The organism is Kitasatospora cystarginea, from assembly GCF_039533515.1.
Classification (GTDB): Bacteria; Actinomycetota; Actinomycetes; order Streptomycetales; family Streptomycetaceae; genus Kitasatospora; species Kitasatospora cystarginea.
On sequence record NZ_BAAATR010000033.1, the window covers coordinates 74,880 to 101,567 of the forward strand.

Sequence of the window (26,688 nt, forward strand, 5' to 3'; positions counted from 1 at the left end):
CCGTCATACGCGGTCCGGATCCGGCTTGACCCAAACCGTGCCGGGTGCGCCCGGCCCGACCCGGTTAGGGCCCGTGGCCGGACATTGTCCCGCCTCCGTATCAAAGCCGCTTCACACGGTGACCTGGGGCCGCTCAGGTGGTTGGATCATGGTGTGACCGATCCCGAACATCCCTGCCGCCCGTCCGCCACCCGTGCCGACTGGGCCCTCGTCCACCCGATGCTCACCGTCCTCAACCAGGCCGGTATCCCCATCCGCAGCGGCGACCTCGACCAGCTCAAGCTCGCCGCCGGCCTCGGGCCCGAGTTCGCCCAGGCCTTCACCCGCTGGATCCGCGAGGCCCACGCCACGGCCGCGGCCGCGCCGGTTCCGGCGGCACCGGCCCGCCCGGTCCACGCGGTCGTCCCGTCGCCGGTGGCCGAGCTTCCCGTCCCCGCCCGGCCGCGCCGCGCCCAGGAGCGCCACGCCTCCTGACCGCTGGTCAGCGCAGAGGACGGCGAGTGCCGTTCAGGAGGCGGTTGGCGGTACGGCCAGGTCGGCGAGGTACCCGACCGCCGCGTCGACCGTCGCGGGACTGTTGGCCCAGGCGGTGTGGCCGTCGCCCTCCCAGCGGAGCAGCCTGCTGCCGGGCAGGGCGCGCCGGACGGACTCGGCGAAGGCCGGCGGGGTGGCCACGTCGTGCGCGCCGGAGAGCAGCAGCACCGGTGGGAAGTCTGCGGGCACCCGCCAGCCGTGCGGGGTCCAGCACGACTGGCCTGGCCAGCCCGCACAGCCACTCGCAATGTCCCAGAACTCGGAGTAGCCGCGCAGGGTCGGCGCCGCCTCGCGTACCCGGCGGGCGAGCTCCGGGAGCGCCGCCTCGGCACCGGCCGGAACTGGGACGTCCTGGCAGACGATCGAGCGATACGCCGGGTACTCGGGGTTCTGGGCGGGGGTGAGGGGGCCGAGTGGGGCGAGGCTCCCCGTCTCGGCCGTCCGGCGCAGCGCCGTGGCGAGCATGGGGTAGAACGCGGGCATCTGCAGGCCGCTGTTCACCGCCTGGGCGATCTCCTCGGCACGGGCCGGGCGCTCGCCGTCCTTTATTTCGCCGGCGTCGGCCCGGCGCAGCAGGGTGGGCAGGAAGGCGGAGACGTCCTGGCCGTGCAGTGCGCTCTCCGGGTGGCCGGCCGACCACTGCGCGAATCGGCCCACGCCGTCCTCGACGGCCGCGGCATCGAGGACGGCCATGCGCTGCCAGGGGAGCGCCCGGTCCACCACTCCGTCCACCACCATGGCCCGGACCCGCCCGGGGAACAGCTCGGCATAGCTCTGGGCCACCATCGAGCCGTAGGAGATCCCGAGGAAGCTGATCCGCCGCTCGCCCAGCGACGCGCGTACGGCGTCCATGTCCCTGGCGATGGTGCCGGTGTCCAGGTGTTCGACCAGGGGGCCGCCGGCCCGGGCGCACGCCGTCCCGAGCCGCCGGTTGCTGCGCACCAGGTCGGCGGCGGCCGCCCGGTCAGCGGGGAACCTGCTCACCGCGGGGTCGATCGGCATCCGGCAGTGGAGCGGCGGGTTGGTGCCGGTGCCGCGTGGGTCCACCGCGACGATGTCGAAGCGTTCGCGCAGCGCCGCCGGGAAGTACTGCTGCCGGGCCCGCCCGTCGAGCAGGTAGCCGACCTCGCCGTCCCCGGGGCCGCCGGGGTTGAAGAAGAGCGTGCCGACCCGGCGGCCCGGATCGGCGGCGGGCAGCCGGGCCACCCGCACCTCGGTCCGCTCCGGGCTGCCCGGCCTGGACCAGTCGAGCGGGAGGGAGATCGCACCGCACCGGACGGTGTCGGACTCGTCCGTCCCCGCGCAGCGCTCCCAGGTGATCCCTGGCGCCGTGGATGCCTTCCGCGCCGCCGCGGGCGCGGCCTGAGCCGTCGCGGACGGCGTGAGCAGCCCTACCGCCGCAAGGGCGCACAGCGCCGCGCGGGTCGTCTTCCGGTGGCGCATGGCCACCCCTGCCGGTCGTTCCGATGGACGGACCAGCACGGTATCCGGGTGCCGGCGAGCAGCGCATCGCTCTGCCGGGCCACTTCCCACGACCTGTTCTCCGACCCCAGGCTGGCCGACCGTCAGATTTCCGGCCGGTCACCTGTCCGAGAAGACCGCGCTCACGTAGAGGTCGGCGATGGTGTCGCCGAAGGCCGCGCTGTAGGAGACGTCGGCGGTGTCGCCACCCTGCTGGTAGCCGCCGATGACTCCGACGACGCTGCCGGTGGACTCACTCACCCAGGGGCCGCCGCTGGTCCCGCCGGTGTAGGCGGGGCAGTCGATCCGGCGTTGGTGGGCGGTGAAGGCGGTGGTCACATTGGTGCAGAGCAGGGGCAGTTCGGACCGGGCGGGGTAGCCGTAGAGTCGTACGGTCTCGTGGAGGCTCTCGTCGACACCCAGCGGGATCCCGCCGACCACGCTCTCGATCGGCCGGCCCTCACTGTCGGGCGCCACCCGGAGGAAGGCGAAGTCCTGGTCCTGGTTGGCGTTCTTGTGCCAGCCACTCGTCTCGAAAACCTCGACGATCCGCCAGGCCCCGTACGGCGCCTTGCCGTTGCGGTACCCCGGGGCGAACACGACCCCGTCCGGCGAGGACACGCAGTGCGCCGCGGTGACCAGCAGATCCCCGGTGGGGCTGTCGATCACGGAGGCGGTGCAGAAGTGTTTGCCCGGTGCGACCGGCCCCGAGAAGAGCGGGCCGACCCGGTCGGCCTCCGCTCCGGGCGGGGCGGTCGAGGTGGTGGGCCCCGGAGCCGCGGACGCCGCCGCCTGCGTGCCGAGCGCGATCACTGCCGAGGCCAGCGCACAACCGATCCAACGAGCCTTCACGAGGGTCCTCCCCCCACCGGGGCCCGGTCCGTCGGGCCCGCTGCTGACAGAAAGCCTGCCATCCACGAGACCCGCCGCGCTCGGCGTGTGACCCGATCGGGCGGCGGTGGGCCGCGATCGGCCCTCGCCTCGCGGCCCCATCACACAGCACTGCCCCGACCGCGCCGGGAACGGCCGTGGTCGGGGCAGCGGCCGGCAGATGAAGTGTCACCTCGCCGGCGGGTCAGTCGATCCCGAGCTCACCCATCCGGCTCCAGCCGGTGGCGCCCTCGATGGTGGTGCTCACGATCTGCGGCGCCCGCTGGACCAACGGACGCATCGTCTCCATGGCGGCCCGGAAGTGATCGGAGTTCACATGCGCATCACCGGCGCCGTCCTTGAAGGCCTCGACGAGTACGTAGGTGTTCGACTCCTCGGCGCTGCGCGACCACTCGAACCAGAGGTTGCCCTCCTCCGCGCGGGTCGCCTGGGTGAAGGCCTCGACATGGGACAGCCAGGAGTCTGCGTATTCGGGCTTGACCGGGAATTTCACAACGATGAAGATCACGAGTCGAGTCTAACCGCGGATCAGCGGTATTCCCTCGGTCGCACCGCCGGTCAGCGCTCCTGGGCCGTCGGGCGGACCATGATCTCGTTGACGGCCGCGTGCGCGGGCTGGGTGACCATGAACACGATGGCGCGGGCGATGTCCTCGGCGCGCAGCCATGCGGTTTTCGGCAGGTCGAAGGCGATGGCGAGCCTGGCGTCATCGGCCGTCATCTCCGTCGCGGTCACGCCCGGCTCGACCAGGCCGACCCGCACTCCCCGTCCGGCGACCTCCTGGCGCAGCGCCTCGGCGAACGCGCAGACCGCGTGCTTGGTCGCCGAGTAGACGCTGCTGCCCCGACGCGCCACGCGGCCCGCGACCGAGCTGACGGCCACCAGGTCGGCGACACCGCGCGGCCCCCCGGCGGCCGCTCGAACCAGGTGTGGCAGAGCCGCGCTGGAGATGTGCAGTACGGCCTTCAGGTTGAGATCGACCATCCGCTCCCAGTCCTCGGGTTCCCCCTCCTCCAGGGTGTTCAGCGCCGCGTAGCCCGCGTTGTTCACCAACGCGTCCAGCCGGCCGAGTCTCCGGGCGGCGTCCCCGACGGCCCGGCGCGCCTGGCCCGGGTCGATCAGGTCGGCGGTGATCGAGATCGATCTGCCGCCGAACTCGTCGATCGTGGAAGCCAGTTGCTCCAGCCGCTCGCTCCGGCGCGCGACCATGGCGACCGCGGCGCCCTGCCGGGCCAGCGCAAGCACGGTGGCCGCCCCGATCCCGCTGGACGCACCGGTCACCAGCGCCGCACAGCCCGCCAGCGGCTGCCCGTTCGCGCCGGTGTCCGTTTCGCTTTCGCTCACACCCATGGTCACCCTCCGAAATCCGTCAGCGCCGCGGACCGGGCGGCAGCGCCTCACCCGGCTCCCGATTCTGCCGCGACCACCGTGGAAAACGGAGATTCCACTACGCCAACAAGGTGTCGGCGGACAACGGCCTTCCCGGGCGAATACCGGTCATACGTATATGAGGAGTCTGAGAATTCCGGCCAGATCAGGCCGCCCCACCGACCGCCTTCACGGTGAAAGCAGGCGCGCGTGCCGCACTGCGGACGCCACCTGACGGTATGTATTGTCCGGAGGATTGAGTGCGAATTGGGATGGGAATTTCTCCGCCGACGACCAGGAGGAGCTTTGCCACGTACCGAATCGACCGCGGACACGGCCGCGCCGAGGGAGCTCACAGTGCCGAAGGTGCGGCGGTTGGTCGAGTACTTCGAGCGGGCCTGCGACCGGGTCCCGCAGAACACCGCGGTCAGCTGCGGCCCGTCCCGGCTGACGTACGCCGAACTCGACCGCCGGGCCAACCGGTTGGCCCGGCTGCTGCAGCAGCGGGGCGCAGCTGAGGGCCGGACCGTCGGGATCCTGCTCGAACGGTCCCTGCACACCTATGTCGCACTGCTCGCGGTGCTGAAGTCCGGTGCGGCGTACGTGCCGCTCGACCCCTCGTTCCCGGCCGACCGGGTGGAGTTCATCGCCCGGGACGCCGGGCTGTGCGATCTGCTGACGACCTCCGCGATGCGTGCGCGGACGCACGATCTGACCTGCCGGGTACTCGAACTCGACCAGCCGCTGCCGGAGTTGGCGGATCTCCCGGACGACCGTCCGATGGTCGAGGTCGACCCGGAGTCGATGTGCTACGTGATCTACACCTCCGGGACCACCGGACGGCCCAAGGGCGTGGCCGTCTCCCATGCCAACATCGTCAACTTCCTGCGGGTAGCCGCACCGGTCTACCGGGTCGGTGCGACGGACCGGGTCTACCAGGGCCTGTCCATCGCCTTCGACTTCTCCGTCGAGGAGATCTGGCCGGCCTGGGCGGCGGGGGCGGTGCTGGTGGCCGGACCGACCGACGAACGCCGGGTCGGCGACGGGCTGGCCGCGTTCCTCACCGAGCAGGCGGTCACGGTGCTGTGCTGCGTGCCGACCCTGCTGTCCACCATCGAGGCCGAAGTCCCCACCCTGCGCAGCCTGCTGGTCAGCGGCGAGGCCTGCCCGCCCGACCTGGTGCGCCGCTGGTCCCACGAGGGCCGCCGGATCCTCAACGTCTACGGCCCCACCGAGTCGACGGTCACCGCGACCTGGACCGAGCTCTCCCCCAGCCGGCCGGTCACCATCGGGACCCCGCTGCCCACCTACCGCGTCTACCTGCTCGACCAGCGGCTGCGGCCGGTCCCCGACGGCGACAGCGGTGAGATCTGCATCGGCGGCCCCGGCGTGGCGATCGGCTACCTGAACCGCCCGGAGCTCACCGCCGAGCGCTTCATCCCCAATCCGGTGCAGGCCGACCGGGCCGACAGCCCCCGGATCTACCGCACGGGCGACCTGGGCCGGCTGAACCCGGCGGGAGAGATCGAGTTCCTCGGCCGGATCGACACCCAGGTCAAGATCCGCGGGTACCGCATCGAGCTGGCGGAGATCGAGGAGGTGCTCCGGGAGGACCCCGCGGTGGAGAACGCGGTGGTCACCCCGCGCGAACAGGACGGGGTCGTCCACGACCTGGTCGGCTACGTCACCCTGACCGGCCATTCGGACCGGGACGACGACGGCTTGCGCAAGCGCCTGCACACCACGCTGCGCCGCCGACTGCCCGAGTACATGATCCCCTCCTTCGTCGAGGTGCTCCCGGAGTTCCCGCTGCTGACCGCGGACAAGGTGGACCGCAAGGCGCTGCCCGCCCCCGTCTCGGTGCCGCTGGCAAGCGGAAGCCGGCCGCACGTGGCCCCCGGGACCCCGCTGGAGCGGCGCATGGCGGCCGTCTGGCAGGAGGTCCTCGGCCGTCGGGAACTCTCCGTCGAGGACGACTTCTTCTGCGACCTGGGCGGCCACTCGATGGCCGCAGCGCGGCTGATGTCCCGGCTGCGCCGACTGCCCGGCTTCGAGCGGCTGGCGATGGCGGACCTGTACCTCCAGCCGACGGTGCGCTCGCTCGCGGCGTTCGTCGAGCGCGGGGACGCGGTCGCCCCGGCCCGGCAGCAGGCCACCGGCCCGCCGCCGCGCCGGCACTCCACCGCCCGGGTGGCCCTCTGCGGCACGGCCCAGCTCCTCGCGCTGTACGGGTGGCTGCTGCTGCTCGGACTGCCGGCACTGGTCGTGCTCTACCGGGTACTGGCCTCCTGGGGCGTCCACACGGCCGCAGTGGATGACGGCGGACCACTGGGTGTGCTCACGCACCTGCGGTACTCCGTGTTCGTGCCGGTGCAGATCGGCTGGCTGCTGCTGAACCTGCTGCTGATCCCGGTGATCGGCTGCCGGGTGGTGCTGGCCGGCGTCCGGCCGGGCTGGTACCCGCTCTGGGGCGTCACCTACCTGCGGTTCTGGCTGTACACCAAGATCCTCGCGTTGACACCGGTCGGGCTGCTGGCGGGCTCCCCCCTGCTGCCGGCCTTCCTCAGGCTGCTCGGCGCCAGGGTCGGCCACGGCTGCCACGTGTCGGCTCCGATCCCCCTGCCGCCCCTGGTGGAGCTCGGCGACGAGGTGAGCGTCGGCTACGGCGTGCGGGTGCAGGCCTACGCGGTCGAGGGCGGCTGGCTGCGGCTGGCTCCCGTCCGCCTCGGCACGGGGGCGTTCCTCGGGACCAACAGCGTGGTGCTGCCCGGCGCAGTGATCGGTGCGGGTGCCTCGGTCGGCGAGCAGTCGTTGATCCCCGCGGACCAGGTGGTGCCGGCTGGCGAGCACTGGTCGGGCTCACCGGCCGCCCGGCAGGACGCCGTACCGCTGGTGCTGCAGTCCCTCGCGGGGCAGCCCGACGCCCGTCCCTGGCCGGTGCGGGTACTGGCCGGCTACGCACTGGGGGCGCTGCTGCTCGGGCTGCTGCCGGTGGCCGTCCTCGGTGCCGGTTCGGCGGTCGTCGTCCTGGTGGCCGCGTGGTACGGCTTCGTCCGGGCGCTGCTCTCGGCGCTGGCGGCCGGGCCGGTGATCGTGGTCACCACCTGTGCGCTGATCGTACTGACCAAGCGGGCGGTGCTGCCGAGGGCGCGGGCCGGCATCCATCCGGAGCGCAGCGGCTTCGGGGTCCGCAAGTGGATCGCCGACGGCATGCTGACCATCAGCCTGACCATGACCCACTCGCTCTACTCCACCCTCTACCTGGTGCCGTTCCTGCGGCTGCTCGGCGCCCGCACCGGGCGCTGGTCCGAGGTGGCCACCGTCAGCTTCGTCGACCCGGACATGCTGATCATCGGCGAGCTGAGCTTCGTCGCGGACGTCAGCGTGGTGGCGCCGGCGGTCTTCCACCGGGGCCGGATCGCGCTGGACCCGGCCGAGGTCGGCACGCGGAGCTTCGTCGGCAACGGGGCGCTGCTGCCCGGCTCCTGCCGGATGGGCGACGGCAGCCTGCTGGGCGTGCACTCGGTGGCACCGGCCCGGCCGATCGGGCCCGAGACGACCTGGTTGGGCTCGCCAGCGCTCTTCCTGCCGCGCCGGGAGGGGAGTCAGAGGTTCCCCGCGAAGTACACCTACGACCCGAGCCCGGGTCTGATCGCCGCGCGCCTGGCCATCGAGTACTTCCGGGTGACCCTGCCCGCGACCATCGGCACCGTCTCCGTGCTGCTCTACCTGTACGCCGCCGTCATGCTGGCCAGGGCCACCTCACCGCTGCCGGTCTTCCTACTCGGTCCGGCCCTGCTGCTCGGCGCCGGGGTGTTCGCCACCCTGGTCGTGGTGCTGCTCAAGTGGCTGGTCATCGGCCGCTACCGGCCCCGCGTCGAACCGCTCTGGGGGATCTGGGTACGGCGGACCGAGCTGATCACCGGCCTGTTCGAGAACCTGGTGGTGCCCAGCCTGATCGCCTTCCTCACCGGTACACCCCTGATGGCCTGGGTGATGCGGCTGTTCGGTGCCAGGATCGGCCGGCGGGTCTGGCTCAACACCACCTACCTGACCGAGTTCGACCTGGTCGAGGTGGCCGACGACGCGGCCGTCGGCGAGCGCACCTCGCTGCAGACCCACCTGTTCGAGGACCGGGTGATGAAGATGTCCACGGTCCGGGTCGGTGAGGGCAGCTCGGTCGGCCTGCGCTGCGTGGTGCTGTACGACGCCGAGGTCGGTGCGGGCACCTCGCTGGACGGGTTGTCCCTGGTCATGAAGGGCGAACGCCTTCCCCCGCACACCCGGTGGCGCGGTATCCCCGCCCGTCCCTGCTGATCCGCCCGGTGGGGCGCCCGTGTCGCCCCGCCGCCCCACCCACTCTGGAGGCACCGCATGACCTCGCTTGACGAACTCGACACCTGGTCCGGCCCACGGGTCGACGGCGACCTGCCCGGGCCGCGCTCCGCCGAGCTCCTCGCCCGCCAGGCGCGCCGCGAGTCCAACGCCCGCAGCTATCCCCGGCGGCTGCCCATCGCCATCGCGGAGGCGTCCGGCAGCCTGGTGCGGGACGTGGACGGCAATGTCTTCATCGACTTCCTGGCCGGCGCGGGCGTGCTCTCGCTCGGCCACAACCACCCGGAGCTGGTGGCGGCGGTGACCGCCCAACTCGGCCTGCTCACCCATGGCCTGGACTTCCCGACCCCGGTGAAGGACGCCTTCACCGAGGCCCAGCTGTCCATGCTGGCACCGCGGCTCCAGGACCAAATGAAGATCCACTTCTGCGGCCCGACCGGCGCCAACGCCGTCGACGCCGCCATCAAGCTCTGCAAGACCGCGACCGGCCGCGGCGAGATCGTCTCCTTCCAGGGCGGCTTCCACGGCAGCAGTCACGCGGCCATGGCGGTCACCGGGCTGGTGGCGCAGAAGCAGCCGGTCGCCAACGGCGTCCCCGGGGTGCACTTCTTCCCCTACTCCTACTGCGCCCGGTGCCCGCTCGGGCTGTCACCGGACCGCTGCGCCACCAACTGCGTCGAGTACCTGGAACGGGCCCTGGCCGACGGCAACGGCGGGGTGCCGCTCCCCGCCGCGGTGATCATGGAGATGGTCCAGGGCGAGGGCGGCATCGTCCCCGCCCGCCGGGAGTTCGTCCAGCGGGTCCGCGGCCTGACCCGGGACCTCGGCATCCCCCTGGTGGTCGACGAGGTGCAGACCGGCTGCGGGCGCACCGGGACCTGGTACGCCTTCGAGGAGTACGGCATCGATCCGGACGTCATCGTCGCCTCCAAGGCGCTGAGCGGCATCGGCGCCCCGGTCGCGGTCATCCTGTACGACCGGAAGCTGGACACCTGGGCACCCGGCGCGCACACCGGGACCTTCCGGGGCAACCAACTGGCCTTCGCCGCCGGGGTGGAGGCGATCCGGATCATCCAACGCGACGACGTCCTCGGCAACGTCACCCGGCGCGGCGAGCAGATCGCGGAGCGCCTCTCGGCGCTGCAGAAGCACCCCTGGGTGGCCGAGGTGCGCGGCCGCGGGCTGATGTGGGGCGTCGAGTTCGCCGACCCGGTGGACGGCCGCCCGGCGGGCTCGCTGGCCGCGGACGTCCAGGCCAGAGCGCTCCGGCGCGGCCTCATCGTCGAGGTCGGCGGCCGCGAGGACTGCGTGGTGCGTCTGATGCCGCCGCTCAACGTCACCGCCGAGCACGTCGAGACCGCGTGCGTGATCCTGCTCGACGCCGTCGCGGCGGCCGTGCGGGAGGCCTGATCGCGCCAGACAGGCCGGATGGTTCGGCGACCCGCCGCCCCGGAACAGATCGGACCCCCGCCGGGTTTTCGATATCAGTCCACGTGTCGGCCCGGCCGTTCGGGATCGAGTAGCGCCGGCCGGGCGGCGCGCTGGGCAGCGGAGGAGGACTTTTCGATGACGATCTTCGCCCCGCCCGATCCGGACACCGATCCGCCTGGTCCCGGCCCGCTCCCGCATCCCGGCCCCGGGGCCGACGAGCCGGCTCTCCCGCAGCCGCTCCCCGAACCGGCCCCGGGGCCACACCCGCCGCCCGTACCCGGCCCGGCCCTCGCTCCCCCGCCGGCCCCCACCCCGTAGCCGGTGATCAGATGGCGGCCCATGCACCACCGGAACTTCTGAGCCTGGGCGTCGAGGAGGAGTTCCTGCTGGTCGACCGGCGCAGCCGACGGCCCGTGCCACGGGCGCCCGAGGTGATCGCCGAGGCGGGGCTCACTCTGGGCGGGCGCGTGCAGGCCGAGTTCTATCCCACCCAGATCGAGGTGTGCACCTCGCCGGTGCGCACCGTCGACGAGTTGCGCGCCGAACTGGTCTTCCTGCGCCGGACGGTGGCGGCGGTGGCTCGGAGTGCGGGCTGCCTGCTGGTGGCCAGCGGCACTCCGGCTCTGCCCGGCCACATCCCCGCTGAGGTGACCGACAACCCGCGCTACCGGCGGATGGCGGAGCAGTTCGGCGCGGTCGCCGACGGCAACGGCGGCGGCGTGTGCGGTTGCCATGTCCACCTGGGCACGGCGTCGCGAGCCCAGGCCCTCGCGCTGGCCAACCAACTGCGCCCCTGGCTGCCCACAGTGCAGGCGCTCGCCGTCAACTCGCCCTTCAACGAAGGCCGGGACAGCGGCTTCGCCAGCTGGCGGGCGATCCTGTGGAACCGCTGGCCGACCGTCGGCCCGGCACCGATCCTCGACGAGGCCGGGTACGAGGAGCTCGCGAACACCCTGGTCGACTCGGGCCTGCTGCTGGACCGCCGGATGATCTACTGGTACGCGCGCCCGTCCGAGCACGTACCGACCCTGGAGCTGCGGGTCGCCGACGTCAACGCCGATCTCGACACCGCCGTCCTGCTCGCACTGCTGCTTCGGGGCCTGGCGACCGTCCTTCTGGCGGAGGTCCGGGAAGGCGTCCCCGCACCCGACGTTTCGGGGGCGCTGCTGCGCGCAGCGCACTTCCAGGCCGCCCGGGGCGGGCTGGACGGAGCCGGGGTGGACCCCTTCACCGGGCGGGCCCGGCCACTGCGCACCCTGCTGGAGGATCTCATGCTCCGGGCGGCGCCGGGTCTCCGCGACAGCGGCGACCTCCCGCTGGTGGAGCAACTGCTGGCCGGGTTGCTGGCCTCGGGAACCGGCGCGAACCGGCAGCGCGCGGCGTTCCGCCGGCGCGGGCGGCTGCTCGACGTGGTGGACGCGCTGGCGGAACTGACCGTCCCCTGAACGGCCTCTTGGGCGAACCGGTGCTGCGGTGAGTGAACCCGCGGCACCGGTTCGGCGCACGGGCGCGCTGTCCTCGACGACCGCCGTCCCGAGCGGCGGTCCGGGTCAGGGCGAGCCGAAGCGTGACCCACATCACCTTCGGCCGGCGATTACTTCACCGTCGCACTCCGGTCCTACCTGCGACAACACCGCAACGCCCAAGCCCGGGCGAGGCGAACGAGGAAGGCCTCCCATGACCCACGCGCTCACCGCCGCCCCCGCCCCCGTCGCCGCCGTCGCGGCCCCGTCGCAGCGGACGACGCGGCTCCTGCTGGCCGGCGGCATCGGTGGCGGCCCGCTCTTCCTCGGCCTGGGACTGGTTCAGGGCCTCACCCGCGACGGCTTCGACTTCACCCGGAACGCCATCAGCCAGCTCAGCCTCGGCGAGCTGGGCTGGATCCAGGTGGTCGACTTCCTGCTCACCGGGTCGCTGCTGGTCGCGGGCGCGGTCGGGATGCGCCGGGCGCTGCGCGGCGGCCCGGGCGTCACCTGGGTCCCACGACTGATCGGTGTGTTCGGAGCCTCGTTCCTGGTCTGCTCGGCGTTCCGGGCCGACCCCGGGGCCGGGTTCCCCGCCGGCACCCCGGCTTCCTCCACCGTCACCCTCAGCGCACACGGCACCGTCCACATGCTCGGTGGCATGGTGGGCTACCTCTCGCTGTGCGCCGCGTTCGTCGTGCTGGCCCGGCATTTCGCCGTCCGGCAGCTGCGCGGCTGGGCCGTGGCCTGCCGCCTGATGCCGGTGGTTGTACTCGCCGGTTTCGCGGGGTCCGCCGCCACCGTGATGGCCTTCACCGCGGGGGCCGGGCTCGGCCTCGTATGGCTCACCGCGGTGTCCGCCCGGCTGCGCGCCGAGTCGGCGGCGCGGTAGTCCGGACACCGGACCGCCCAGTGTGAGATGGTGCACCTCAAGATCATTTACGACCGGATGAACGGCAGACTGCGAAGATGACTGAACCTGTGAAGGGCCCCGCGAGCTACTTCCCTTCGATCGAGAAGAAGTACGGCCGCCCGATCGCGGAGTGGAAGGACCTCATCCGCTCCTCGCCCCTGACCAAGCACATGGAACTCGTCTCCTGGCTCAAGACCGAGCACGGACTGGGACACGGCCACGCCAACGCCCTGGTGGCCCACACCCTCACCGAGGACAGCGCAAAGTAGGCCCGATCCGGCACCGGCCCGGTGCGGTGTCTGCCGGGTGCCCCGTCTCCTGGGCACCCTGCCTGCCGGTCGGGCGTCCACCGGTTTGAACCCCGGTGGCTCAGCCGCTCGCCGGGTACGCGGCCCGTGGGGCGCCGGTGGCCCGGTCCGGAGCCGGGCGGTGGCGTCGCAGCGCCGCGACCAGCTCCCGCAGTGCCGGATCCGTGTTCGCGGCACGCCAGGCGGCGGTCAGGGTGAGGCTCGGGGTGTCGTCCCCCGCCAGCGGCCGCCAGACGAGGGCCGAGTCGTCGTCCACCATCGAGGCGGCCTGCAGGGCGACGACCTCCTCGCCGCAGGTCAGCTGGGTCAGGAAGACCGAGCGGTGGCCCGAACCCGGGCGCAGCTGCGGATCCCAGCCGTTGCGGCGGCACACCGCCAGCACCTCGTCATGGTGCCCGGGGGCCGACTCCCTGGGAAACCAGATCAGATCCTGTCCGGCCAGATCGCCGAAGCCGACCGCGTCCAGCCCGGACAGCGGGTGGGCACGGCTCACCACCACTCCCATCGGCTCCTGCCACACCGTCATGGTCCCCAGACCCGCGGTCGGGAACGGCGCCGTGAGCAGCCCGAGATCCAGGTCCCCACCGGCGAGCCGGTCGAGCTGCTCGGCCGTCGAGGCGTCCTGGAACCGGATCCGCGCGGCAGCGCCGGCGGCCGTGCCGGTCCGGCGGAGCGCGGCGCTCGCGTCCCGCACCCGCCGGACCAGCGCTGCGGGCACACCCGCCGGGACCCCGACCGTCAGGACCACGGGTTCGGCACGGACGGCCGCCTCGACCGCGCGCCGCGCGCGCTCGGCCGCATCCAGTGCGGCCTTCGCCTCGGGCAGCAGGGCGAGTCCGGCCGCGGTCAGCGTCATGCCGGTCGCGCTGCGCTCGAACAGTGGGGCGCCCAGTTCCTTCTCCAGCAGCCGGATCTGCTGACTGAGGGAAGGGCCGCTGAGGTACAGCCGCTGGGCCGCCCTGGTGAGGTTCCCCTCCTCGGCAACGGCCTGGAAGTAGCGGAGCTGACGCAGTTCCACGGTTCCCCCGGACTGGCGGTGACGTTCACAGGTGTGTGCGATCAGCATCGTAGCGACCGCCGAACCATCGATGACCTGCGGTGTTCGTTCGCGGCTAGCACTCCTTCGGCCGGAACTCATGGACGCCCGGGGCCTGGGGCGGTTCGCTGGGCCAGACGGGACGGCCGCGACGGCGGCCGGCGACTACGGGCTGGAGAACGCCGTGTTCATCCTCACACTGACCTACCTCAAGGACCTGGCGGAGATCGACGCGCTGCTGCCGGCTCACCGGGAGTACCTCGAACGCCACTACCGCGAGGGCAGGTTCCTCCTCTCCGGCCGGCAGGAGCCCCGGACCGGTGGCTTCATCCTGGCGTTGGGCGACGATCCGGACGAGATACGGGAGATCACCCGGACCGATCCCTTCGTCACCTCCGCCGTGGCCCGGTACGACATCATCCGAGTGACCCCCACCGGAGTCAGCGCGCTGCTCGGCGACGGCCCCGCGGCAGCGGGCCTGACCGGTCTCACCGTCATCGGTTGACCCCGGGCGGTTCCGGGGCGGCGCTGGTGAGAGTCTGGAGGAACACCTCACGGTCGGTTCCGGAGGTGGGTCGGATCTGCACGGTCGCCACTTCGTGGGGGATGGGACCCGGCTCTCCGGGAGGTACGGCGCGGGCACAGCCGGAGACGGGGCGGGCGTCCGGCGGACGCTGCCCGCCCCGCCTCGGCGCTATCGGCTCCGGCATGGTGGGAGCAGGCCGGCGGTACGCCGGTGACGCGCAACGGCGTTGCACCACCGGGGCGTTGAAGGTCGACATGGGCCCAGGGGGCGAGCGGGTGGGCGTTGCCACCGAGCCGTGCCGCGCCGTCGGGCGTGGTCACGACGACCGGAACGGTGGGAAGCAGGGCGCGGCCCCCCTCGTCGAGATTGTCGGCGTGCTGATCGTGGGAGAGCAACACGGCGTCGATTCGCCCCAGCTCCTTCGGCCGCAGCCCGGGGCCGGCGGTCTTCGTCAGCACGGAGCCGGACGGAGAGGTGTAGGCGCCGGGGGCGTCGAAGGTGGGGTCGGTCAACAGGCGCAGGCCACCCAGTTCCAGGACGGCGGTCGGCCCTCCCGCTGCTCGGACGCCCACCTGCGGCCCGGCGGCGGGGGCGGCTCCCAGCGGTGCGGGCGCAGATCGGTCGTCGGCGGATACCAAGGTCATACTCCTCACGGATATGGTCTTCGTTTACCGTGAGAAGCTAACTGATCTTCACGGAAAAGGTCAACGGTTAACATGAGAGACATGGATCAGCTCTCCGCCAGTGGACCGAACCGCCGACCCGACCCGCTACCCCCGGCGCCGGGCGAGGAGCACTCGGTGGCGCTCGCCCTCGTCAACACCAGGACCGTGCGCAGCGGCGCACCGGTCGACGCACTCGACACGCCGGAGGCCGCGACCAGCTGGCTGGCCGAACACACGACGGACGAGGGCGAGTTGAGGCTGGACACGGCCGCCGCAGCCGGCCTTCGCGAGCTCCGCGAGGCGATCCGCGCTCTGCTCGCCGCCGCCATCGGCCGCACGGACCCCCCGCGGTCGGCGGTGGACACTCTCAATGGCGCCCTGCGCGCGGCGCCGACGGTTTCGGCGCTCGACTGGCCGTCCGAGGACCGACCGCGGCGCCGGGCCGTCGCGACCGGCGGCGACCAGGTGGCCAGGGCACTGTCCGGCCTGGCCGAGGACGCCCTCGGCCTGCTGTGCGGATCCGACGCCCAGACGCTCGCCGCCTGTCCTGCCGACGGCTGTGTCCGGCTGCTGCTGCGCAGCCACGGCCGGCGCCAGTGGTGCAGTACGCGTTGCGGCGACCGGGTGCGGGCAGCCCGCCACTACGCCCGTCGGCGCACCGCCGGCATCGACTGACGCCGGTATCCCACGGGGTGCGGCTGCTCCCCCACGTATGCGCGGACGTGCCGGCCGGTTGCGGCCGGGACGGTTCAGGCGGCCAGCAGCTCGGCCAGGGCCTCGGCGTTCTCCTGCTCGTCCGCCAGCAGGGATTCGATCAGCTGCCTGGTGGCGGGGTCGCGGTCGCCGATCCAGTCGGCGACCTCCTGGTAGGTGGAGACCACGATCCGGGCCGCCAGCAGGTTCTGCTCCAGCATTCCGCGCAGTTCGCCGTCGTCGGGCGCGGAGTAGTCCGTGTGCGCGCGCTGGGCGAGGGTGGCGGGGTCGAAGTTGGGCTGGGCGCCGAGCTGGTTGATCCGCTCGGCGACGGCGACCGCGTGACGCATCTCCTGGTCGGCGTGCCGGTCGAACAGCGCCCGCACCGCGGACCGGTCGGCTCCCTGCGCCGAGATCGCGTGCCGGGTGTAGCGCAGCCAGCCGACCACCTCGGTCGCGACCACGTCGTTCAGAACGCTGACCACCCGCTCGGTGTCCAGTCCGTGCCCGGAGGTCGCCGGCCCGGCGGACATGGTCTGCAGGGCTTCGCGGCGGATCCGGTCCACGTCGAGCGCTAGACCGTAGCTCATGGCGTACTCCCTTCCGGCCCTGCTCACTGGCGTCGGCTCACTGCCAGCGTCTCTCCGCTCCGGCCGCGCCGAAAGTCCGCGGTGGCCGCCGCGCCGCGACGGCCGGTCCGGCAGGGGTGCGCCCCGCCCTGCGGGTGGATTCGAGGACCAAGCACGGGCGGCCCGGTGCCGGGACGGGCGTTCGGGCTGCTGCGGTTCCGACCGCGTACGAGAATGGGGAAGCGCCGTACGGACGGCGGCCGTTACCCGAGTCGCCGCCGGTCGCGCTGTCCCACGGGCCCTCGGCGGCCGGACCTCGCCCACGATGCCGCCGCCGGACTCGGACCCGCTGCGGACGGCGGCGACGGTGGTGGCCCCGGGATACCGCGCGCACCGGCCGGGCGGCGGCGTCAGAACGGGCGTCCACCGGGCAACAGCCAGGCAGAAACCCGTCACCGGCTGGTATGGAGGTGGCGACGATGGGCGAACCGAGCCTGTCACCGCGGGAGCGGCAGATCCTCACCGAGATCGAGGCGGACCTGCGGAACGACACCGGACTGGACCGCCGGCTGCGGAACATGCGGCCCGGTCGGCTGCGGTGTGTCTTCCAGGCGCTGTGCCGGGTCCCGGTCTCCGTCCTGGTCCTGCTGGCGGCCTGCTCGTTCGGGCTGCTGTCGGTCGGTGTCCAGGTGCGCTCGGCTACCGCGCTGGGTGTGTTCGCGCTGGTCTGGGCCACCACGGTGGTGCTGCTGCTGGCCCGGGGGGTGCACGGGCTCGTCGAGCGACGCCGGGGCCGATGACCGGCCGGCGGCGCCGACGCGGCGACCGGATGGGCACCCGGTCCGGGTCCGCCGAAGGTGGCGAGGCAGGTCCGTCGCACGCAGCCGCTCAGCTGCTCAGCTGCTCAGCTGCTCAGCTGCTCAGCTGCTCAGCGGACGGTACACGCCCGGGCATGCGGTCGGCCGGGTGATTACGCCTCCCGAGTCCGGGCACAAGCGTGGACGAGGGGGGTCGTCCAACGGGAGGTCGTCATGATCGTCCTTGGAATCATCCTTCTGATCATCGGATTCGTCACCGGCCTCACCATCCTGTGGTCGATCGGCGTCATCCTCGTGTTCATCGGACTCATCCTGTGGGTTCTCGGCGCGGTGGGCCACGCCGTCGGCGGCCGCAGCCACTACTGGTAGGACTCGGACAACGGGGCCCGCGGCGTCGCGTACCGCTCGGTCCTACGTCTCCAGTGGCGGATACATCGGCACGAACGCGGCGTCCGCCAGCACCGAGCCGTCCGCGGAGAGCAACCGGAGGCCGGTGACCGGCGCCGAGCTCTGCGGATACGGGCCGTCCCAGTGCCCGTACCCGGCGGTGACGGTGAACGGGCCGAAGGTCACGCTGGAACCGTCGCCGCGCTCGATCTGGCACTTGATCTTGCCTGCGATCGAGGTCCCACCGGCGTCCAGCGACATGTAGAACCAGGCGTACGGGCCGGTGGAGATCAGTGCCCGCCCGATGGTCCGCCCACTGGCGACCAGCTTGGCACTGAACAGCGAATGGCCGACCGACGTACCGCCTGGCACGCTGACCACGGGCGGGTTCGGGTGCTGGGATGCGCCGATCACCCAGCCGCCCACGCCGCCGAAGGCGAGGGCCGCCGCAGCCGCAGCCGCGGGGAGGGCGAACCGGTAGCGGGCCACCCGGCGTCTGATCCGGTGTGCGGGCGACAGTCCGAGCCGTCGGAGCACCCGGCTCTCGAAACCGACCGGGGGTTCGCTACCCGGGATCACGCCCACCAGCCGGTCCGCCGTCAGCGTCAGTTCCCGGATGTCCTCGTGGCAGGCGGGACAGGACTGCAGGTGGGCGATGGCGTTGGCCCGCTCGGTGGCGGGCAGCACGCCGAGCGCGAGCTCCGCACCCATCTCCCTCAGTTGCGCGCAGCTGAGTCCGCCGACTTCAGTCATGGCCGGTCCTCCTCTGCTGCGCCAGGGAGGCTCGGAGTTTCCCCATCGCCGCCCTGATCCGGGTCTTCGTGGTGCCCAGCGGCACCTGTTCGAACTCGGCGATCTGCTGGGCGGTCATCCCGTAGATTCCCGCCATCACCAGCGCCCGGGCCTGCTCTCTCGGCAACTCGGCGAGGGCGCCGCGCAGTTCCTCCGAGGTCTCCTCGGCGATCGCCTGCCGTTCGGGTGTGCGCGTGACGGCCTCCAGGAAGTGCGCCAGCTCGTCGGGTTCGAGCGGGACGGTCCTGCGGGTGCGGACGGTGTCCACCGCCAGGTTGTGGGCGATGGCCGCCAGCCAGGTACGGACGGAGCCGCGGCGCGAGTCGTACACCTGGCCGTAGCGGCAGGCCCGTTCGAAGGTCTGCTGGGAGATGTCCTCGGCCAGCTGTACGTCGCCCGTCACCGCGAGCGCCACTCCGAAGATCTTGTGCTGGAACCGGCGCACGAAGGCCAGGGCGATCTCCGGATCGCCGGTCATCAGGCCTGCCAGCAGGGCCTCGTCAGGCATCCGCTCCAGGGTGGCGCCTATCCGGTGCATATCCACACTACGTACCACGGTGCGGGAGGGATTGCCCGGGCAATCCCTCCCGCACCGTTCTGCGTAGTACTTGATGGCCCCGACTTGGACCGGCCGGGCGGCCGGAGCCCGCAGCGGGGAGCCGGGGACCCCTCGCACCGGCCCGGCGGCCGGGAGTGCCCCGCCCGGAGCCGGGCAGGAGGAGGCTTCCGGCGCGCGCCGCGGGCCCCGTGGCCGGCCGGTCGTACCCGTCAGGCAGAGAGGAGCCCAGGATGAGCGTCTTCAGTCGATTCGGATTCGGGCGGCACGGCCGGCACGGTCGGCACGGCCATGGCCGGCACCACCATGGCCGGCACCACCACCGCTACTGAGCGAGGGCACCGGAACCCTCACCTCCGGGGGCCGGCCGCGATCGGTCGGCCCCCCTTCTGCCACGACGGAGGCGACGTCTTGGAGTCCCTGGCACCCGGGTCCGCTGTGGACGGACCGGTCGCGCCCTCGCCCGCGGTCCCCACGCGGGTGGCCTTCCGGCGGTTCTGGCCGTGGGTGCGTCCCGACGCGCCGTGGCTGGCGGTCAGCGCCGTACTACTGGTGGCGGGGAGCCTCGGTGAGGTGGTGTCGGTCTGGCTGTTCAAGGACCTGATCGACGAGGTACTGGTCCCCCGGCGGTTCTCGGCCTTCTGGACGCTCGGGACGGCCATGCTCGGCACGGCCGTCGGCGCCGCGCTGCTGACCTTCTCGGGCGGCTACGGCGCGCGGCGGGCCGCCGAGCGGTTCGTCCTGCGGCTGCGCACCGCCGCCGTGGCGCATCTGCACACCCTCCCGCCCGACACGCTGGAGCGGCGCCAGCCCGGCGACGTGGTGTCCCGGCTCACCCGGGATGTCGTCGCCGTCGAGCAGCTGGTCGCCTCCGGGCTGGTCGAGGGCACGGCGGCCCTGTTCGGGCTGCTGCTGTTCACGACGGCCGCGCTGTACCTGAGCCTGCCGCTCGCGCTCGTGGCGATCTGCACCGCCCCGCTGTTCTGGGCCTCGGCACGGTTCTTCGGCCGGCGGCTGCTGGTGCGCGAGCGGGTGGCGCAGCGCCGGGCGGGCGGGGTCAGCGCGGTGGTCGAGGAGAGCCTGCGCAACTCGGAACTCGCCCGCACCTGCGAGCAGGAGGCCCGCGAGGTCGGCCGGGTCCGGCGCGAGGGCCGGGCGCTGATGGACGCCGAGTTGGCCGCCGCGCGCCTCGCCGAGCTGTACCCGCCGTTCCTCAATGTGCTCGAAGTGCTCGCCGGGCTGGCCGTGGTGGGCATCGGCGCGTACGAGCTGGAGCGCGGTGTGCTGAGCCTCGGCGGGCTGCTGGCGTTCGCCGCCTTCATGGCGCAGCTCTTCGAACCGGCCCACCAGCTCTCGGAGTTGGCCGCGGTTGCCGGTACGGCCGGCGCCTCGGCCGAGCGGCTGCTGGAACTGCTGGACACCCCGAGCCCAGTGCGTGAGCGCCCGCATGCCCGCGACGTGCGCCCGGTCGCCGGGCGGCTGTCCTGCGAGCAGGTCGGGTTCGACTACCCGGGCCACCCGGGTCTGCCGCTGCTGGCGGACATCAGCTTCGACCTCCGCCCGGGCGAGGTCCTGGCGGTGATGGGACCGAGCGGCTGCGGCAAGTCCACCCTCGCCAAACTGCTGGTCCGCTTCCTGGATCCGGACCTCGGCACCGTGTGCCTGGACGGCGAGGACCTCAGGGAGCTGACCCTGCGTTCGGTGCGCCGGGCCGTCACGCTGCTCCCCCAGCGGACGGCGCTGTTCCGCGCCACCATCCGGGAGAACATCGCCTACGGCAGGCCCGGCGCCTCGCAGGCGGAGATCGAGCGGGCCGCCAGCGCCGCCGACGCGCACGGCTTCATCATCGAACTGCCGGACGGGTACCGCACCGAGATCGGCCGCGACGGCTTCCAGCTCTCCGGCGGGCAGTGCCGGCGGATCGCGATCGCCCGGGCTTTCCTGCGCGCCACCCCGGTGCTGGTGCTGGACGAGCCCACCGCCGGGCTGGACGACCGGTCCGCCGAGAAGGTGATCGCGCCGCTGCGGCAGCTGATGGCCGGGCGCACCACCGTCCTGATCACGCATGACCGGGCGTTCGCCCGTACGGCCGACCGCATCCTCTGGCTGGGCCACGCCGACGCAGGTGAACTGCCGTACGACGGCCGGCCGCGGCGGACCACCGGGTGCGCGGCCGGAGCATGACCCCTCTCCAGACCGTCACCCCAGTTCGGGCTTCTAGAGCGTCACCCCTTTCAGGGACAGCACGACGGCGGCACCGGCACCGCCGAACACCAGGGCGGTGGCCATGCCCCACCAGCCGCCCCGGCCCCAGCGGAACGGGCTGTCCAGCGCCAGGCGCCCGGGCCCGATGCCAGCGAGCGCGATCGCGATCAGCGACAGGCACATCGGGTACTCCAGGCCGCCCTCGTCGGACCACAGCCCGTGGCCCGAGGTGACGGCCATCGCGTTGATCATCACCCCGACCACGGCGGCCGCGGCCAGCGGGGTGAGCAGTCCGAGGGCGAGGCCCAGTCCGCCGCCGAACTCCGACAGGCCTCCCAGCGCGGCGAACAGGGTCCCGGGACGGTAGCCGAGTTCCTCGAAGCCCTTGGCGGTGGCGCTCAGACCGCGCCCGCCGAAGGCACCGAAGAGCTTCTGGGCGCCGTGGCCGGCCAGCAGCAGCAGGGCCAGCCGGAGCACCAGCAGGCCCGCATCGGCGGCGGAAACCGGCGGTGCGTGCGCGGAGCCACTGGTGGCGCGAGGAGAGGCCCGCAGCCGTTCGACGGACGGTTTCATGGCGAGCACTCCTCCCGCGCGCCGGCGTCACCGCGAGCGGTGGCCGCCGCCGGGGCGCCGACGCGGCAGATCGGGTCGGTCGGGCGCCGCTCGCGCTGTCGCCGACCAGGTCCAGGCAGGCCGGACCGAACGCTCCACCGGAGGCGTCCGCGCGTCTCACGGAACACCCCGCCAGGCGGGAAGCCGTGATCCGGCAAGGTCTGTACTACCTACGCGGCAGCCCTCGGGCGGGATTCCCCGAAGCTATGTCAACTTCCGGTTGACAGCACCAGAGCGTCAACCTACGGTTGACACATGGCGAATCCGATCCGCACCAGCGTTCCCGTACGCCTCGACGAACTGATCGAGGTCATCAAGAAGACCCACTCCGACGCGCTCGACCAGCTCTCCGACGCGGTCCTCGCGGCGGACCACCTCGGCGACATCGCCGACCACCTGATCGGCCACTTCGTCGACCAGGCCAGGCGCTCGGGCGCCTCCTGGACGGACATCGGCCGGAGCATGGGCGTCACCCGGCAGGCCGCCCAGAAGCGCTTCGTGCCCAAGGACCCCGGCGAACCCTCGGACCTCGACCCGAGCCAGGGCTTCAGCCGGTTCACCGAGGAGGCGCGCAACGCCGTCATCTCGGCCCAGAACGAGGCCCACGCGGCGGGCAACGACGAGATCGGCCCAGCCCACCTCGCCCTCGGGCTGCTCGCCGAGCCCGGGACGCCCGCCGCCCGGGCCATCACGGCCCAGGGCATCGCTCTCGACGCCGTCCGCCTGGCCGTGACCGCCGTACTCCCCCCGACCCGCGACGAGGTGCCCGACCTGATCCCCTACGACGGCCAGGCTCGCAAGGCGCTCGAGCTCACCTTCCGCGAGGCCCTGCGGACCGGGTACAGCCACATCGGGACGGAGCACATCCTGCTGGCCCTGCTCGAACTGGAGCACGGCATCGGTCCGCTCAGCGGTCTCGGCATCACCAAGGTCGCCACCGAGGCCCAGCTCGCTCCGGCGGATCCCTCGCAGTAGCCATTCCTCATCCGGCGAACACACCGATCCCGTTGGGCACCGAGCGCTCCTGGCCCCGGTCCAGGTTGTTGCGGATCCGCACCTGGCCGCTGCCCTGGTCCCGGGTCACCAGGGTGGCGGATCCGCCGCCGTCCAGGTAGGCGGCCTCCGCGCAGCCCAACGAACGCAACAGCTCGGCGAGTTCACCGACGGTCAGGCCGCTGGAGGCATTCTCCCGCCCGTCGGTCGACAGCAGGTGCAGCACCCGTCCCGTGGCGGCGATCCCGACCGCGCTCCGGGGCTCCGCGACCTCGGTGTCCAGCCCCGGCAGCGGCGCGTGCGCGCGGACCAGCGGGTACGCGCCGAGTGCGAAGGCGAACGGCACCCCGGTACTGGACTCGAAGGCGTAGTCCACCGTGACAGGGGTGCCGTTCGCCAACTCGCGCAGCGCCCGGGCACCGGCCTCCCGCCCGAGCAGCACCACCGCGTCCGCCGGGATCGCGCCCCGGCCCGGGGCCTCGGACACCGACTCGACCTTCCCCTGGCGGACCGTCACCTCATAGACCTCTCCCGAACACGGCGCCGCCCGGTTCTCGTCGGTCCCGCAGACCGCTCGGGCCCGCGAGGCCGCCCCCCACTGCGGAGTGAACACGCCGATCGAGTCCACCGGCAGGGCGTATTGGTTCAGCCCGTGCAGCTCCAGCGCCCCCTTGGGCGTACGGACCCGGCCGCGCAGGGCGAGCCGGGCGGTTCGCGCCCGGCCGTCCGTGCCGACCCCGAACACGTCCTCACTGCTGTCCCCCTCCGGCGGCGTCCAGCCGAACCGCTGCCCCTGCGGCACGGCGGCCTTCAGTGGATGCCCGTCCAGCACCATCGGCCCCGAGGTGGCGCCGGTCGCCTCCACCCCCGGGTGCTGCTCCTCGCTGATGTCGAAGAAGTCACCGTTGACCGCCCCAACCGCGCCCTGCTCCGCCGCCATCCCCGACACCGGCGCCCCGGAGGCGACCGCACCCGGGAAGAGCAGCCCGGCCCGGACCCCCGGCTGCCGCAGATCCACCGTCAGCAGATGGACCCGCGTCTCGCCGTGGGAACCCGGCACGGTGAACGACCGGTAGTCCACACCCGGCACCACCGGCTCCGACGGGCCGAAGCGCCCCTCGTCCGGGGCGGTGTAGGGCTCCTCGGGCGCCGGCCTGGCGGCGACGGCGGGTGCCGGTGGTGCCTGCGGCCTCGCGGCAGCTGGCGGGGAGGCCCGATCGGCCGCCGGGACCGGCGGCCTCGGCAACGGGTCGATGGACGTGCTCAGCAGAACGACCAGGTAGGCGGCAGCGGCGTGGGTGACGGGCCTCATGGGGCCACTGTGCGAAAAACCATATGGAATTACGCATAGGCGCGACGCCCGCACCGTCGGCTCCACCCGGGGGGACGCGCGGCAGGTTTCAACCGTCCGACGGGTGTGACGGAGCGTCATCGATCCACTGCCCAGTGGCTCCGGCGCCTCCTCGGCTTGCCCGAGGGACGGCCGGCCCGCAGCAGCTGCCGGCCACCGCGAGCTGCTGGCCGCCTTCGACTCCGCGGGCCCGAGGCTGGTGGACCGGATCGACATCCGCCCGCGGCACCCGCGTGCACGGGACACCACCGATCCGCCGCATGCGGCCCGCGCCGCCGAGGTCACCTCGCTGTGGCGGCTGGCGGCTGCCGCCCGCAGCTGAAGGCACACCGCACCGATGGGCGTCCGGCCGTCCCGGGGGCGGCCGGACCCGGTCTCAACTCACCGATCCGGCAGCGGGCTTCGGCCTGCGGCGGTCGGCCCCAGGTGGACGGAACCGGCCCCCGGAGGTGCGATGCGCTCGCCTCCGAGCGGCCGGCGGTGGCCGGATGCCGACTTCGCGGTGGGCGAAGGGGATCGGAACTGAACGAGTCGGATCGGTTTCGCCGGGGCCGCGACCGACGGGCAGCTACCCGCGTTGTCCAGTGGGAGCCTCGGGAACGGGGCGATGCAAGGCGACAGGAAGCGATGATTTCGAACAGGGGCCAATAGCCGAGAAATGCGTTCGAGACCATCGGGACAGAGAAGCGCAAAAACATCCCACTCGCCGATCATGGTATCGGATCCGAGCATGAGAAGGCGAGTTCAGCAGCTATTCCACTACTCCAGAAGTAGGCAATCTGTCCAATCCTTGCATAAAAGTCCCGACCGAGTGCCGGATTGCGATAACGTAATTTCCGCAAGGGCGGGGTCCGGGGGAATCCAGTGAATGAGCCGGATCCGGCCGTCCCAGCTATCCATCACTTCGGGAGACATCGTGCACAAATGCCGACCGGGACTTGGTTCGACTGCCCCCGACGGTCTGCAGTTCGCGGTGGACGCGCTCGCGGCGTTCCCTGCCAGGTTCAAGGCCGGGAGCGGGGGTGTCCCCGAACGGTTCGCCGCTGTCGCCGAGCTCTGCCGGACCGTGGACGGCGCGCTCGACGCGCTGGTCGTCCGCACCGCGGCCGAGGCGGCCGAAGAGGGCTGGACCGCCGGGGAGATGGCGGCCGAGCACTCGGCGTACCACGCCCGCCTCAGGCGGGCCCTGCTGACCTCACCGGCCGGGGCCAGTGGCAATGCCGGGCGGAAGAAGCAGTGAGCGCGGGGTACCCGGACACGAACGCACACGTCCTGCACTGCCCCACCCGGTGGGGCGACGTCGACGAGAACGGCCACATCAACAACGCCCGCCTGGTCTCGTACATCCAGGAGGGTATTCACGATCTGTTCAACCACCACGCCAAAGCGGCCCGGGAATCGCTTTTCCCGGCCGGATTCCTGATCGCTCGCCACGAGATCGATTACCTGGAACAGCTGCACCACCGGCCCGAACCGCTGGAGGTCCGGCTCACGGTGGAGCGACTGGGACGCAGTTCCGCCCACGTCCGGGTGGATGTCTGCCGCGATCCGCACATCTACATGACGGCTCGTACGGTCGTGGTCGCGCGGGACCGGGCCTCCGGCCGCTCGCGCAGGCTGACCCACGCGGAGCGCCGGTTCCTGTCCGCGTACCTGCCGACGGCCGACCAGGTCGCCGCCGATTCGCTCGACACCGCTCCGCAGGCCGCCGGCATCGTCCCGCAGCGCAGCCAGAGTCAGTTGGACGTACGGGAGTTGGAGACGACGGCGGTCGGCGCGACAGGCGATTCCGCCGAGCGCCCGCGCTGCTCGATGCTCGCCGGTCCGCACGGTGAGCGCGAGGTCGAGCACGGCCAGCAGCGCTCCTGGGCCCGCGATCGCGACTACCGGCGGATCGGCGGCCACACGCCGAGCTCATGGGGCAGATCCCTGCCCACCGCCCCCTCCGCGCGGGCGGACCGACCGCTCAGCCCCTCGACCCCCCACCCGTAACCGGGCGGCTCGAAGGAGCCCGGGGAACTCGAAGGAGCTCGGGGAGGCCGAACAGCAGCCAGCCCCCGGACCGGCGGTCCGGGGGCGCCGGGGACGCGCCGCGGCGGTGCGGTACGGTCGGGCCGTGAGCAGCGCACGGTGGGACATCCTTCTGGTCGGCGGCGCCTCAGGGGTGGGCAAGAGCCGGGCGGCCGCCCAACTCGCCCTGGAGGCCGGGGCGTTCGTCGTGGAGTTCGACGACGTGGTCAGCGCCGTCCAGACCGTCACCACCGCCGGGCAGCATCCCGGCCTGCACCACTTCGACGGCATTCCCGACACCTCCGCACTCGGCGTCGCACGGGTGGTGGAGCTGCAGATCGCCACCGCGAACGCACTTGAGCCCGCCGTTCTCGGTGTCGTGCGCAACCGGCTGACGGTCGAGGTGCCCGCACTGGTCGAGGGCGACTACCTCACCCCGGCCGCCGCCGCCCGCGCGATCCGGGAGGGCGCGGCAGCGGGCCGCAGCGTGCGGGCGGTGTTCCTCCACGAGCAGGACGCCGCCCAGATCACCGCCAACTACGCCGAGCGCGAGCCGGGGGCCGGCGTCCAGAGCCACCGGGCGGATGTCAGCGCCCGGTACTCCCGGTGGCTGGCCGAGCAGGCCGGGCTGCACGCCCTGCCGGTGGTCGACTGCCGCCCGTGGGACACCCTTCCCCAGCGGATCCGGCAGACCCTGTCCGGCTGATTCCGCGCGCTCGGCCGCCCGCCAGATGCGTACCGCCGCACGGTCATCGGGAGCGAGCCGCCATA

At 72.6% G+C, this 26,688-nt stretch carries 26 protein-coding genes and 1 pseudogene; 16 read left to right on the forward strand and 11 right to left on the reverse strand.

Annotated features, from left to right (window positions below):
• Nucleotides 1-153: 153 nt before the first annotated feature.
• Nucleotides 154-474, forward strand: coding sequence for a hypothetical protein (locus ABD369_RS29285; protein WP_344639577.1), 321 nt, complete (start codon nucleotides 154-156; stop codon nucleotides 472-474).
• Nucleotides 475-507: 33 nt separating this feature from the next.
• On the opposite strand, the gene ABD369_RS29290 is transcribed toward ABD369_RS29285, so the two are convergent.
• The 4 genes from ABD369_RS29290 to ABD369_RS29305 all read right to left on the reverse strand — a co-directional run bounded on the left by ABD369_RS29290 (nucleotide 508) and on the right by ABD369_RS29305 (nucleotide 4,236).
• Entirely contained in the window at nucleotides 508-1,977 is a 1,470-nt protein-coding gene (locus ABD369_RS29290; protein WP_344639578.1) for an alpha/beta hydrolase, read from the reverse strand.
• A 138-nt stretch (nucleotides 1,978-2,115) separates the two neighbouring features.
• Entirely contained in the window at nucleotides 2,116-2,847 is a 732-nt protein-coding gene (locus tag ABD369_RS29295; RefSeq protein ID WP_344639579.1) for a trypsin-like peptidase domain-containing protein, read from the reverse strand.
• A 223-nt stretch (nucleotides 2,848-3,070) separates the two neighbouring features.
• Nucleotides 3,071-3,394, reverse strand: coding sequence for a putative quinol monooxygenase (locus ABD369_RS29300; protein WP_344639580.1), 324 nt, complete (start codon nucleotides 3,392-3,394; stop codon nucleotides 3,071-3,073).
• A 50-nt stretch (nucleotides 3,395-3,444) separates the two neighbouring features.
• Nucleotides 3,445-4,236, reverse strand: coding sequence for an SDR family oxidoreductase (locus ABD369_RS29305; protein WP_344639581.1), 792 nt, complete (start codon nucleotides 4,234-4,236; stop codon nucleotides 3,445-3,447).
• A gap of 324 nt (nucleotides 4,237-4,560) precedes the next feature.
• Between ABD369_RS29305 and ABD369_RS29310 the strand changes: the two genes are divergently transcribed.
• The 5 genes from ABD369_RS29310 to ABD369_RS29330 all read left to right on the forward strand — a co-directional run bounded on the left by ABD369_RS29310 (nucleotide 4,561) and on the right by ABD369_RS29330 (nucleotide 12,665).
• The gene (locus ABD369_RS29310) at nucleotides 4,561-8,571 is read left to right on the forward strand and encodes a Pls/PosA family non-ribosomal peptide synthetase (protein WP_344639582.1); all 4,011 of its coding nucleotides are present in this window, start codon (nucleotides 4,561-4,563) and stop codon (nucleotides 8,569-8,571) included.
• Nucleotides 8,572-8,628: 57 nt separating this feature from the next.
• Entirely contained in the window at nucleotides 8,629-9,999 is a 1,371-nt protein-coding gene (locus ABD369_RS29315; RefSeq protein ID WP_344639583.1) for a diaminobutyrate--2-oxoglutarate transaminase family protein, read from the forward strand.
• Between the two features lie 350 nt (nucleotides 10,000-10,349).
• Nucleotides 10,350-11,465: a carboxylate-amine ligase gene (locus tag ABD369_RS29320; RefSeq protein ID WP_344639584.1), complete on the forward strand. Its 1,116-nt coding sequence runs from the start codon at nucleotides 10,350-10,352 to the stop codon at nucleotides 11,463-11,465.
• Between the two features lie 232 nt (nucleotides 11,466-11,697).
• Nucleotides 11,698-12,375 (forward strand): DUF998 domain-containing protein, encoded by a 678-nt coding sequence (locus tag ABD369_RS29325; RefSeq protein ID WP_344639585.1) that lies wholly within the window; start codon nucleotides 11,698-11,700, stop codon nucleotides 12,373-12,375.
• A gap of 77 nt (nucleotides 12,376-12,452) precedes the next feature.
• Entirely contained in the window at nucleotides 12,453-12,665 is a 213-nt protein-coding gene (locus ABD369_RS29330; RefSeq protein ID WP_344639586.1) for a DUF4287 domain-containing protein, read from the forward strand.
• Between the two features lie 100 nt (nucleotides 12,666-12,765).
• Here ABD369_RS29330 and ABD369_RS29335 read toward each other — a convergent pair whose 3' ends face one another.
• Nucleotides 12,766-13,722, reverse strand: a complete 957-nt coding sequence (locus tag ABD369_RS29335) for a LysR family transcriptional regulator (RefSeq protein WP_344639587.1) — start codon at nucleotides 13,720-13,722, stop codon at nucleotides 12,766-12,768.
• A 118-nt stretch (nucleotides 13,723-13,840) separates the two neighbouring features.
• Between ABD369_RS29335 and ABD369_RS29340 the strand changes: the two genes are divergently transcribed.
• Nucleotides 13,841-14,245 carry a YciI family protein gene (locus ABD369_RS29340; RefSeq protein ID WP_344639588.1) on the forward strand — a complete coding sequence of 135 codons (405 nt, stop codon included), beginning with the start codon at nucleotides 13,841-13,843 and terminating at the stop codon, nucleotides 14,243-14,245.
• A 47-nt stretch (nucleotides 14,246-14,292) separates the two neighbouring features.
• Here the strand turns inward: ABD369_RS29340 and ABD369_RS29345 are convergent, their stop codons facing one another.
• Entirely contained in the window at nucleotides 14,293-14,910 is a 618-nt protein-coding gene (locus ABD369_RS29345; RefSeq protein WP_344639589.1) for an MBL fold metallo-hydrolase, read from the reverse strand.
• Nucleotides 14,911-14,991: 81 nt separating this feature from the next.
• On the opposite strand from ABD369_RS29345, the gene ABD369_RS29350 reads away from it, so the two are divergent.
• Nucleotides 14,992-15,606 carry a CGNR zinc finger domain-containing protein gene (locus tag ABD369_RS29350; RefSeq protein WP_344639590.1) on the forward strand — a complete coding sequence of 205 codons (615 nt, stop codon included), beginning with the start codon at nucleotides 14,992-14,994 and terminating at the stop codon, nucleotides 15,604-15,606.
• Between the two features lie 74 nt (nucleotides 15,607-15,680).
• Here ABD369_RS29350 and ABD369_RS29355 read toward each other — a convergent pair whose 3' ends face one another.
• Nucleotides 15,681-16,214, reverse strand: a complete 534-nt coding sequence (locus ABD369_RS29355; RefSeq protein ID WP_344639591.1) for a ferritin-like domain-containing protein — start codon at nucleotides 16,212-16,214, stop codon at nucleotides 15,681-15,683.
• 458 nt (nucleotides 16,215-16,672) lie between these two features.
• On the opposite strand from ABD369_RS29355, the gene ABD369_RS29360 reads away from it, so the two are divergent.
• Together ABD369_RS29360 and ABD369_RS29365 are read left to right on the forward strand one after the other, a co-directional pair.
• A complete protein-coding gene (locus tag ABD369_RS29360; protein WP_344639592.1) occupies nucleotides 16,673-16,993 on the forward strand; it encodes a DUF3040 domain-containing protein in 321 nt (106 codons plus the stop codon).
• A gap of 231 nt (nucleotides 16,994-17,224) precedes the next feature.
• Nucleotides 17,225-17,380 carry a DUF6131 family protein gene (locus ABD369_RS29365; protein WP_344639593.1) on the forward strand — a complete coding sequence of 52 codons (156 nt, stop codon included), beginning with the start codon at nucleotides 17,225-17,227 and terminating at the stop codon, nucleotides 17,378-17,380.
• A 42-nt stretch (nucleotides 17,381-17,422) separates the two neighbouring features.
• Here ABD369_RS29365 and ABD369_RS29370 read toward each other — a convergent pair whose 3' ends face one another.
• Both ABD369_RS29370 and ABD369_RS29375 read right to left on the reverse strand, forming a co-directional pair.
• A complete protein-coding gene (locus tag ABD369_RS29370; protein ID WP_344639594.1) occupies nucleotides 17,423-18,151 on the reverse strand; it encodes a hypothetical protein in 729 nt (242 codons plus the stop codon).
• A complete protein-coding gene (locus ABD369_RS29375; protein WP_344639595.1) occupies nucleotides 18,144-18,698 on the reverse strand; it encodes an RNA polymerase sigma factor in 555 nt (184 codons plus the stop codon). Before ABD369_RS29375 ends, ABD369_RS29370 begins: the two co-directional genes overlap by 8 nt.
• A 459-nt stretch (nucleotides 18,699-19,157) precedes the next feature.
• On the opposite strand from ABD369_RS29375, the gene ABD369_RS29380 reads away from it, so the two are divergent.
• On the forward strand, nucleotides 19,158-20,930 hold the full coding sequence (locus ABD369_RS29380; RefSeq protein ID WP_344639596.1) for an ABC transporter ATP-binding protein: 1,773 nt from the start codon (nucleotides 19,158-19,160) through the stop codon (nucleotides 20,928-20,930).
• Between the two features lie 33 nt (nucleotides 20,931-20,963).
• Here the strand turns inward: ABD369_RS29380 and ABD369_RS29385 are convergent, their stop codons facing one another.
• Nucleotides 20,964-21,524, reverse strand: coding sequence for a DoxX family membrane protein (locus ABD369_RS29385; protein WP_344639597.1), 561 nt, complete (start codon nucleotides 21,522-21,524; stop codon nucleotides 20,964-20,966).
• A 294-nt stretch (nucleotides 21,525-21,818) separates the two neighbouring features.
• On the opposite strand from ABD369_RS29385, the gene ABD369_RS29390 reads away from it, so the two are divergent.
• On the forward strand, nucleotides 21,819-22,538 hold the full coding sequence (locus tag ABD369_RS29390) for a Clp protease N-terminal domain-containing protein (protein ID WP_344639598.1): 720 nt from the start codon (nucleotides 21,819-21,821) through the stop codon (nucleotides 22,536-22,538).
• Nucleotides 22,539-22,545: 7 nt separating this feature from the next.
• Here ABD369_RS29390 and ABD369_RS29395 read toward each other — a convergent pair whose 3' ends face one another.
• Nucleotides 22,546-23,868, reverse strand: a complete 1,323-nt coding sequence (locus ABD369_RS29395) for a phosphodiester glycosidase family protein (RefSeq protein ID WP_344639599.1) — start codon at nucleotides 23,866-23,868, stop codon at nucleotides 22,546-22,548.
• A gap of 199 nt (nucleotides 23,869-24,067) precedes the next feature.
• Between ABD369_RS29395 and ABD369_RS29400 the strand changes: the two are divergent.
• The 4 genes and pseudogenes from ABD369_RS29400 to ABD369_RS29415 form a co-directional block, all read left to right on the forward strand.
• A pseudogene (locus tag ABD369_RS29400) lies at nucleotides 24,068-24,229 on the forward strand (methyltransferase); the annotation flags it as partial.
• A 594-nt stretch (nucleotides 24,230-24,823) separates the two neighbouring features.
• Nucleotides 24,824-25,147, forward strand: a complete 324-nt coding sequence (locus ABD369_RS29405) for a hypothetical protein (protein WP_344639600.1) — start codon at nucleotides 24,824-24,826, stop codon at nucleotides 25,145-25,147.
• On the forward strand, nucleotides 25,144-25,899 hold the full coding sequence (locus tag ABD369_RS29410; RefSeq protein ID WP_344639601.1) for an acyl-CoA thioesterase: 756 nt from the start codon (nucleotides 25,144-25,146) through the stop codon (nucleotides 25,897-25,899). Before ABD369_RS29405 ends, ABD369_RS29410 begins: the two co-directional genes overlap by 4 nt.
• 124 nt (nucleotides 25,900-26,023) lie before the next feature.
• Complete coding sequence (locus ABD369_RS29415; RefSeq protein WP_344639602.1) at nucleotides 26,024-26,623, forward strand: AAA family ATPase; 600 nt, start codon at nucleotides 26,024-26,026, stop codon at nucleotides 26,621-26,623.
• Nucleotides 26,624-26,688 lie beyond the last annotated feature (65 nt).

Coding starts and splice junctions, on each gene's coding strand:
- ABD369_RS29365 (WP_344639593.1), top strand. CDS start 17,225: ATGATCGTCCTTGGAATCATCCTTCTGATCATCGGATTCGTCACCGGC.
- ABD369_RS29340 (WP_344639588.1), top strand. CDS start 13,841: ATGGACGCCCGGGGCCTGGGGCGGTTCGCTGGGCCAGACGGGACGGCC.
- ABD369_RS29395 (WP_344639599.1), bottom strand. CDS start 23,868: ATGAGGCCCGTCACCCACGCCGCTGCCGCCTACCTGGTCGTTCTGCTG.
- ABD369_RS29375 (WP_344639595.1), bottom strand. CDS start 18,698: ATGCCTGACGAGGCCCTGCTGGCAGGCCTGATGACCGGCGATCCGGAG.
- ABD369_RS29385 (WP_344639597.1), bottom strand. CDS start 21,524: ATGAAACCGTCCGTCGAACGGCTGCGGGCCTCTCCTCGCGCCACCAGT.
- ABD369_RS29355 (WP_344639591.1), bottom strand. CDS start 16,214: ATGAGCTACGGTCTAGCGCTCGACGTGGACCGGATCCGCCGCGAAGCC.
- ABD369_RS29370 (WP_344639594.1), bottom strand. CDS start 18,151: ATGACTGAAGTCGGCGGACTCAGCTGCGCGCAACTGAGGGAGATGGGT.
- ABD369_RS29290 (WP_344639578.1), bottom strand. CDS start 1,977: ATGCGCCACCGGAAGACGACCCGCGCGGCGCTGTGCGCCCTTGCGGCG.
- ABD369_RS29330 (WP_344639586.1), top strand. CDS start 12,453: ATGACTGAACCTGTGAAGGGCCCCGCGAGCTACTTCCCTTCGATCGAG.
- ABD369_RS29360 (WP_344639592.1), top strand. CDS start 16,673: ATGGGCGAACCGAGCCTGTCACCGCGGGAGCGGCAGATCCTCACCGAG.
- ABD369_RS29305 (WP_344639581.1), bottom strand. CDS start 4,236: ATGGGTGTGAGCGAAAGCGAAACGGACACCGGCGCGAACGGGCAGCCG.
- ABD369_RS29320 (WP_344639584.1), top strand. CDS start 10,350: ATGGCGGCCCATGCACCACCGGAACTTCTGAGCCTGGGCGTCGAGGAG.
- ABD369_RS29315 (WP_344639583.1), top strand. CDS start 8,629: ATGACCTCGCTTGACGAACTCGACACCTGGTCCGGCCCACGGGTCGAC.
- ABD369_RS29390 (WP_344639598.1), top strand. CDS start 21,819: ATGGCGAATCCGATCCGCACCAGCGTTCCCGTACGCCTCGACGAACTG.
- ABD369_RS29325 (WP_344639585.1), top strand. CDS start 11,698: ATGACCCACGCGCTCACCGCCGCCCCCGCCCCCGTCGCCGCCGTCGCG.
- ABD369_RS29350 (WP_344639590.1), top strand. CDS start 14,992: ATGGATCAGCTCTCCGCCAGTGGACCGAACCGCCGACCCGACCCGCTA.
- ABD369_RS29345 (WP_344639589.1), bottom strand. CDS start 14,910: ATGACCTTGGTATCCGCCGACGACCGATCTGCGCCCGCACCGCTGGGA.